The organism is Collinsella aerofaciens (assembly GCF_039752775.1).
Lineage (GTDB): Bacteria > Actinomycetota > Coriobacteriia > Coriobacteriales > Coriobacteriaceae > Collinsella > Collinsella aerofaciens_R.
The window spans coordinates 1-7,951 of record NZ_JBDMGT010000051.1 but is presented as its reverse complement, the minus strand read 5'-3'; the positions used below and the strand labels follow the sequence as shown (position 1 = coordinate 7,951).

Sequence of the window (7,951 nt, the reverse complement as noted above, 5' to 3'; positions counted from 1 at the left end):
CGGGCATCCGAATCCATCGAGTGCGCAGGCGCTTTTTGGTGCCGCGGCTACCCGCGAGTGCCGGCAGGGCGCTTGGTGTCTCGCTGGTCCTCGGCTTTGCCTGCGGGATCGCTCGACTACCAAGCGCCCTGCCGGCACTCGCGGGTAGCCGACCAAAACCACCTGAAGGGTCACATTTATCTGAATAATTTAATCCCGTGTCTTTTGCTGCTCGTTGGCGTTGTTTGGAGCGCGGTGGCGATGTGCTTCAAGAGGCGGCGGTGCTGTTGCTTGAATTTTTGCAGTTAAAGAGGCCCGTTTCCCTGGGTTGGGGAAACGGGCCTCTTTTTGTCTCTGGGCTTGTGGATTGGCGAAGACAATAGCCGCTGGCGGCTATTTTGAGTTCTTGAGGCGGCGTGTGGCTGTGGCGGTTATTCCGAGGCCTGCGGCGGCGATTCCTGCTAGTGCGATTGCGCTCGGCGCTGCATCGCCCGTGTTCGCGAGCTTGCCGGCGGTCGTATCTGCTTGCTTGCCGCTGCTCATGTTCGCCTGCTTGGTGGAGCTCGATGGAGCGTATTTGCCGGTCGCGGGCGAGCTGGCGGGCTGTGCCGTTTCGGCCGGCTGCGCTGAGCTGGAGGGTTTTGTCGTCTCGGCGGGTTTCGTTATCTCGGGCGAGGTGGCCTTGTCTGCCGCGGCCTTTGTCTCTTCGTATGCCTTGCAGGCGTCGTCATAGGCCGCTTGCGCCTTTTCCAAATCGCTAAGGAGCGCATTTCGCTTGGCTATGTCCTCGTCGATGTGGGCTTTAGCTTCCTCTGCCTCACTTTCGAAATACTGAACCTGTTTTTCCTGGCTTTCGAGCCGGCGTTGGTAGCGGTGAAGATCATCTTCACAAGATTCTTCTCGCCTTTCTGCCGACATGATCTCACTGCGCAACTGCTTTATTTGCTCCTTAATAGCTGTGCTGGGCTCCTCGTCGCCGAGTGCTTCAAGTGCCTTATCTAATTCTGCCTGAAGGCCGCTTGTCCGGTTGTGGGCCTCATCGTATTTGGCTTGGGCTGCATCGACGTTCGCTTGCATGGCGGGAAGGGGTTCCCTCCGTTTGGCGGCTTCCGCCACCACCATGTCGTAGAGTTCTTGAAATGCGGCAATGTCATCATCGATTTCCGCAAGTTTCTCGGGACTTGCGGCGTCTTTTGCGGCTTCGAGGTTTTTGAGCGCTTCCTGCATGGCTGCATACGCTTTTTCTTTTGCGGCGGCCGCATCTTCCGTCTGCAAGGCAACTGCACCGGTGGGGGCGCTGGTTTCTGCCGCGATCGCCGTTGCGGGGGCGATTCCCGCGACAAGTGCCGCGGAAAGGGCGATGCCCACGGTTGCTCGTCTTGCTCTTCTTGCGAGAATGTCGTTCATCTCGGCACCTCATTTCAAGGGTCGGCGACTAACTTGGTAGCACTAATGTAAGTATATCAGGCGGTTTGCCCGCCATTGATCGGGCGTGCGCGTATACCCCTTGATTAACAGCCATTAAATCTATCCCTTAAGGAACGCGGCTTGCTGGTGTTGTCTGGGCATTGATGGCTGCGTGGTTCAAGAGACGGCGGCATTACCATTTGTTTTTTCAAGTAAAGAGGTCCGTTTCCCTGGGTTGGGGAAACGGGCCTCTTTTTGTCTCTTGGCTTGTGGATTGGCGAAGACAATAACCGCTGGCAGCTATTTTGAGTTCTTGATGCGGCGTGTGGCTGTGGCGGTTATTCCGAGGCCTGCGGCGGCGACTGCTGCGAGTGTGATTGCGCTCGGCGCTGTGTCGCCCGTGTTCGCGAGCTTGCCGGCGGTCGTATCTGCTTGCTTGCCGCTGCTCGAGTTCGCCTGTTTGGTGGAGCTTGGCGGGGTATTTTTGCCGGTCGCGGGCGAGCTGGCGGGCTGTGCCGTCTCGGCCGGTTGCGCCGAGTTGGAGGGAGGCGTCGTCTCGGTCGGTTGCGTTATCTCGGGCGAGGTGGCCTTGTCTGCCGCGGCTTTCGCCTCTTCGTATGCCTTGCAGGCGTCGTCATAAGCCGTTTGCGCTTTTTTCAAATTGTCGAGGAGCGCATCTCGCCAGGCTGTGAACTGGTCGATATTGGCTTTATATTTCTCTACAGCACGTTCACAGTTATTAACTCGTCTTTCCTGATTTCTGAGGCGGAGCTGGAACTCGCGGAGCTCCTCTTCGCAATGGCCTACTTGCGCTTTTGCCGTTATGATCTCACTGCGCAACTGCCTTATTTGCTGTTTAGTAGTTTCGACAAACTCCTCGTAGCCGAGTGCTTCGAGTGTCTTAAGCATCTCAAGTTTCTTGTCTAATTCTGCTTGGAGCTCGCTTACCCGGTTGATGGCCCCGTCGTATTTGGCTTGGCCTGCATCGATGTCCGCTTGCATGGCGGGAAGGGGTTCCCTCTCTTCGACGGCTTGCGCCGCCATCTTGTCGCGGAGCTCTTGAAAACGGGCAATGTCATCATTGAATCTCGCAATTTTCTCGGGACTTGCGGCGTCTTTTGCGGCCTCGAGGTTTTTGAGCGCTTCCTGCATGGCTGCATACGCTTTTTCTTTTGCGGCGGCCGCATCTTCCGTCTGCAGGGTGCCCGAATTGCCGCTGGTGGCGCTCGTCTGCGAAACGGCCGCACCGGTGGGGGAACTGGTTTCTGCCGCGATCGCCGTTGCGGGGGCGATTCCCGCGACAAGTGCCGCGGAAAGGGCGATGCCCACGGTTGCTCGTCTTGCTCTTCTTGCGAGAATGTCGTTCATCTCGGCACCTCATTTCAAGGGTCGGCGACTAACTTGGTAGCACTAATGTAAGTATATCAGGCGGTCGACCCGACACTGGCTGGGTGTGCGCGTGCCTTTCCGCTTCTTTGGAAATCGAATCCCATTAGAAATGACGAGTTGTTTACGCTTCTTTTGGGCTCACCGTACTATCATGATTCGAATTGAGTGTGAATGATGATAGGGAGCGCCTTTTTATGATTGAGTTGCTCAGGCGTTTTGGTGGTAAGTTTCGCCGGTATATGGTGATTGGCCCTGCGTGCAAGTTGATCGAAGTGATCTTTGACCTGCTGACGCCGCTGGTGATTGCCCAGATGATCGATAAGGGTATTGGCGCACACGATGTCAACGCCGTTATCCACTACGGCATGGTACTTGGCGCCATGGCTGTGATCGGCATCTCGTTTACGCTCGTCTGCCAAAAGATGGCGGCGCTCACCTCGCAGGGCATGGGCACCGATATCCGCGGTGCGCTCTACCAGCACATCAACAAGTTGAGCTATGCCGAACTCGACCGCTTTGGCACGCCGTCGCTTATCACCCGCATCACCAACGACGTCAACCAGGTGCAGCTCGCTGTGGCGCTGGGCGTACGCATGCTCATCCGCTGGCCCTTCTTGGCGGTGGGCTCTATGTGCGCGGCCCTTGCCATCGACCTTAAGCTCGGCATGATCTTCTTGATCTGCACGCCCGCTATCGGCCTGGTGTTTTGGTTTGTCATGGCGCGCTGTATCCCGTATTACAGGCAGCTGCAGGCAAAGCTCGACCGCATCGCGCTTATCTGCCGCGAGGGGCTTTCGGGCGCCCGCGTTGTTCGCGCCTTTGTGCGTGAGGACCACGAGCGCGAGCGTTTTGCCCAAGCCGCCGATGACCAGGCCAATACTGCCATCGCGGTGGGCAAGCTCTCGTCGATCCTTAATCCCGTCACGTTTCTTGTGATGAACCTGGGCGTGTGCGCCATCCTGTGGGTGGGCGGCATCCAGGTCAACGTGGGCGAGCTCACGCAGGGTCAGGTCATGGCGTTTGTGAACTACATGACGCAGACGCTCACCTCCATCGTGTACGTCGCCAACCTGGTCGTGGTCTTTACCAAGGCGAGCGCCAGCGCGTCGCGTATCAACGAGGTGCTCAATTGCGTGCCGAGCATCGCTGACGAGGGCAACCAGCCGGTCGCGCTGCCTGAGCCGAGCGACCTGACGGGTGGCGCTGTTCCGGTCCCTGCGCTGAGCTTTGACCATGCGAGCTTCTCGTTTGGCGCCGGCGCGGCAAATGCCGTGAGCGATGTGACCCTGGAGCTGCCGCTGGGCAAAACGCTCGGCATTATCGGCGGCACGGGCAGCGGCAAGTCCACGCTCGTCTCGCTCATCCCGCGCCTGTACGATGCGAGCACCGGCAGCGTGAGCGTGATGGGCGCCGACGTGCGCACCTGGCCGCTCGATCAGCTGCGCCATGTGGTCGCGACCGTTCCGCAGCGCGCATCGCTGGTGAGCGGCACAATCCGCAGCAACCTGACCTGGCGTGACGAGTCGGCGACCGACGAGGAGCTCTGGGCAGCGCTCGATATGGCGCAAGCGAGCGAGTTCGTGCGCAACAAGCCGCAGGGGCTCGATGCCCCGGTCGAGGCGGGCGGTAAGAACTTCAGCGGTGGCCAACGCCAGCGCCTGACCATCGCGCGTGCCCTGGTGGGCTCGCCGCAGGTTCTGATCATGGACGACTCCGCGTCGGCGCTCGACTTTAAGACCGACGCGGCGCTTCGCCATGCCATTCGCGAGCGCAGCGTGCGCGGTGCCGTCGAGGGCGGGCTGCCGCTCACGACCGTCATTGTGAGCCAGCGCGTCTCGACCGTGCGCGACGCCGACATGATCTGCGTACTCGACCACGGCTCGGTTGCGGGCCTGGGCACGCATGACGAGCTGTACACGACCTGCCAGCTCTATCGCGAGATTTGCCAGTCGCAGCTGCGCCGCGAGGAGCTCGAGGGCCAGCAGGGGAGCACGACGCCCGCGTCCGCTCCGACCGCCCCCGCATCCGTCTGCGCAAAGGAGGGCTGCTAAATGAATCCGTATACTTCTTCCGGTTCGGTCGCCACGATGACGGCCAACGTGTCCGGCAACGATAGCCTCAACGACCTGGGTGACGGTCCGCGCCAGCCCGGCGATCCCGAGCGCTATCCCGTGGGTGCGGTGACTCGCCGCCTGATGGGCTACGTTCGTCCGCACCGTATTTCGTTTGTGGCGTCGTTTGCGAGCGCCGCCATCTCGGTGATTCTGCAGCTCTACACGCCTATCCTTATCGGTGAGGGCATCGACCTCATCGTCGCGGCGGGTCGAGTGGACTTCGATGCGCTGCTGCCGCTCGTTACCAAACTCGCGATTGTTGTGATGGGTGCTGCGGCCTTCCAGTGGCTGCAGGGCTACTGCGTTAACCGTCTGTCCTACGAGACGGTGCGCGACATGCGCGTGGAGGCGAGCGACAAGCTCAGCCGTATGCCGCTCAGCTTTATCGACAGCCATGCCCACGGTGACCTTATGAGCCGCGTAGTCAACGACGTCGACCAGGTGGGCGATGGTCTGCTGCAGGGCTTCACGCAGCTCTTCACCGGCGTTATCACCATCGTGGGCACGCTCGCGTTTATGCTCTCCATTAACCTGACCATGACGCTCGTGGTGGTACTCGTCACGCCGCTTTCCATTTTTGCAGCCGGCGCCATCGCCAAGCTTTCCAACAAGAGCTTTACGGCACAGCAGCGCATCCAAGGCCAGCTTGGCGGTCATATTGAGGAGTATGTGGGCGAGCAAAAGCTGGTGGATGCGTTTGCCTACGGCCCCAACGCCCAAGCGCGCTTCGACGCGCTCAACGCCGAGCTCTATACGGCAGGTGAGCGCGCGCAGTTTATGGGTTCGCTCTCCAACCCCGGTACGCGTTTTATCAATAACATCATCTATGCCGTGGTCGCTGTGATCGGCTGCGTGGGCGTGATCACGGGCGTGCCCGCGGCGCTTACGGTGGGCGGCGTGCAGATCTTCCTGTCCTACGCCAACCAGTACACCAAGCCGTTCAACGAGGTCACCAACGTCATTACGCAGATCCAGACCGCGTACGCCTCGGCGCGCCGCATGTTCGCGCTGCTCGATGCACGCGAGCAGGAGCCCGACGCGTCGGACGCCATAGAGCTTGCCGCCCCGCAGGGCGAGGTGACCTTTGAACACGTGGACTTTAGCTATGTGCCCGATCGTAAGCTGCTGCAGGATATCTGCATCGAGGCCAAGCCCGGCATGCGCTTTGCCCTGGTCGGCCCCACGGGCTGCGGAAAGACGACGCTCATCAACCTGCTGCTGCGCTTTTACGATATCGATGCCGGCCGCATCATGGTCGATGGCCGGTCTTCGCGCGACTACACGCGCGCAAGCCTGCGTCGTGCCTTTGGCATGGTGCTGCAGGACACTTGGCTGTTCGAGGGCACGGTGGCGGAAAACATCGCTTACGGTTGCCCGGATGCCACGCGCGAACAGGTTATCGAAGCCGCCAAGCGCGCGCACGCGCACAAGTTTATCGTGCAGCTGCCAAGCGGCTACGATACGGTGATCGGCGAGGACGGCGGCACGTTTAGCCAGGGCCAAAAGCAGCTGCTGTGCATTGCGCGCGTCATGCTCACCGACCCGGCTATCTTGCTGCTGGACGAGGCGACCTCGAGTATCGACACGCGCACCGAGCTGCAGGTGCAGGCGGCATTCGACGAGCTCATGGCCGGTCGCACAAGCTTTGTGGTGGCGCACCGCCTGTCGACGATCCGCAACGCCGACTGCATTCTGGTCATGCGCGACGGCCAGATTATCGAGCGTGGCACGCACGACGAGCTGCTGGCGGCAGATGGCTTCTATGCCGAGCTCTACCGCAGTCAGTTTGCCCAGTGAGCAAGCCCGTGGGGCAAATTAATCAATCGACAGACGGTGGTTTACATCTGTCACGTTAGTACTAAGATATTCATCTAATAAATTGCATTAGTGGCTTTAGTTTTGGGGGAAACGAGGCAACGTGACTATGACGTGCTCTTTGGTGGTTAACAGCAAGAGCGGTAATACCAGGATGGTTTCGGGCGCGATCAAGCGCGCTCTGCAGGCTGCGGGCGTTGAGTTTGTCCATGCCGCGGCGTTGAGCGACGATGCGGATGCAGATCAGGTTGCGCTCGAGGCGCAGGGCGCCTGCGCGGCCGACACGGTGCTCGTCGGTTTTTGGTGCGACAAGGGCGCGTGCACGCCTTCGGTTGCCGCGCTGCTCTCCGCTCTGCACGGCAAGCGCGTTTTCCTCTTTGGTACCTGCGGTTTTGGCGCCGACCAGAGCTATTATCAGCAGATTATCAATCGCGTGACCTCCAATTTGGCCGAGGATGCCGAGCTTGTGGGTTGGGCAATGTGCCAGGGCAAGATGGGTCCCGCGGTCAAGCAGCGCTACGAGGCCATGCTCGAGCAAGATCCCGACAACGCGCGCTATAAGATGCTGCTCGACAACTGGATTGCTGCGAAGGACCATCCCACCAAGGAAGATCTGGATAACATGGCCGCAGCCGCCAAGAAGGCCGTACTGGGAGAGTAGCTTCGCCGTCCGCGATCCTTCGTGCAAAACAATACAAATGTGAAAGCCTCGAAGTTCTCGAGGCTTTTTTCTTGACGCTTGTAGGCGCAACCGTGGCAGGCGTTTGGGGTGACATTTTCCATTACCCCGATGACGAGACCGTCCTGGACGACACACTCGCATGCGTTCGCTGGATGTATGCAGAGTGGGACGCACTTTCCGAATGGATGGGGTTTCGGAAAGTGCGTCCAGGAATTTGCCTTTGGAGTGGGATGCAGTTTCCCAACGGGGCCGTAAGCGGAAACTGCATCCCACTCCGGACGTGAATTCTGGGACACGGCTTCCGGATACAAAGAAGGCCACATAACGTGGCCTTCAACTTATATATATTGCGGTTACCCCCATGACAAGCCGCGCTTCAACAACGAGGCGTCTGTCCGGGCGGAGGCATATAAGGTTCATCGCGAGTTCCGCACGCAAAGGAGGCCACTTAATGTGGCCTCCGTCTTGCGCAGGACTGTCCGAGCAGGGAACCTTATATGCCTCCGCCCGGACAGACGTTTCAGTTATGAGTGACCCGCTACTTGATCTTGGTCGTACCCGGTGC

The 7,951-nt window shown here is 59.6% G+C and carries 5 protein-coding genes; 3 read left to right on the top strand and 2 right to left on the bottom strand.

Annotated features, from left to right (window positions below; translation table 11 throughout):
* Positions 1 to 372: 372 nt before the first annotated feature.
* The gene (locus ABHR63_RS09735; RefSeq protein WP_346965993.1) at positions 373 to 1,386 is read right to left on the bottom strand and encodes a hypothetical protein; all 1,014 of its coding nucleotides are present in this window, start codon (positions 1,384 to 1,386) and stop codon (positions 373 to 375) included.
* 300 nt (positions 1,387 to 1,686) lie between these two features.
* Entirely contained in the window at positions 1,687 to 2,754 is a 1,068-nt protein-coding gene (locus ABHR63_RS09730) for a hypothetical protein (protein WP_346965419.1), read from the bottom strand.
* 215 nt (positions 2,755 to 2,969) lie between these two features.
* Here ABHR63_RS09730 and ABHR63_RS09725 point away from each other — a divergent pair, with 215 nt between their 5' ends.
* The 3 genes from ABHR63_RS09725 (at position 2,970) to bilS (ending at position 7,365) form a co-directional block, all read left to right on the top strand.
* Positions 2,970 to 4,826 carry an ABC transporter ATP-binding protein gene (locus tag ABHR63_RS09725; RefSeq protein ID WP_346965420.1) on the top strand — a complete coding sequence of 619 codons (1,857 nt, stop codon included), beginning with the start codon at positions 2,970 to 2,972 and terminating at the stop codon, positions 4,824 to 4,826.
* Entirely contained in the window at positions 4,827 to 6,686 is a 1,860-nt protein-coding gene (locus ABHR63_RS09720; protein WP_346965421.1) for an ABC transporter ATP-binding protein, read from the top strand.
* Positions 6,687 to 6,813: 127 nt separating this feature from the next.
* Positions 6,814 to 7,365 (top strand): flavodoxin family protein BilS, encoded by a 552-nt coding sequence (gene bilS, locus ABHR63_RS09715; RefSeq protein ID WP_346965422.1) that lies wholly within the window; start codon positions 6,814 to 6,816, stop codon positions 7,363 to 7,365.
* The last annotated feature ends 586 nt before the right edge of the window (positions 7,366 to 7,951 follow it).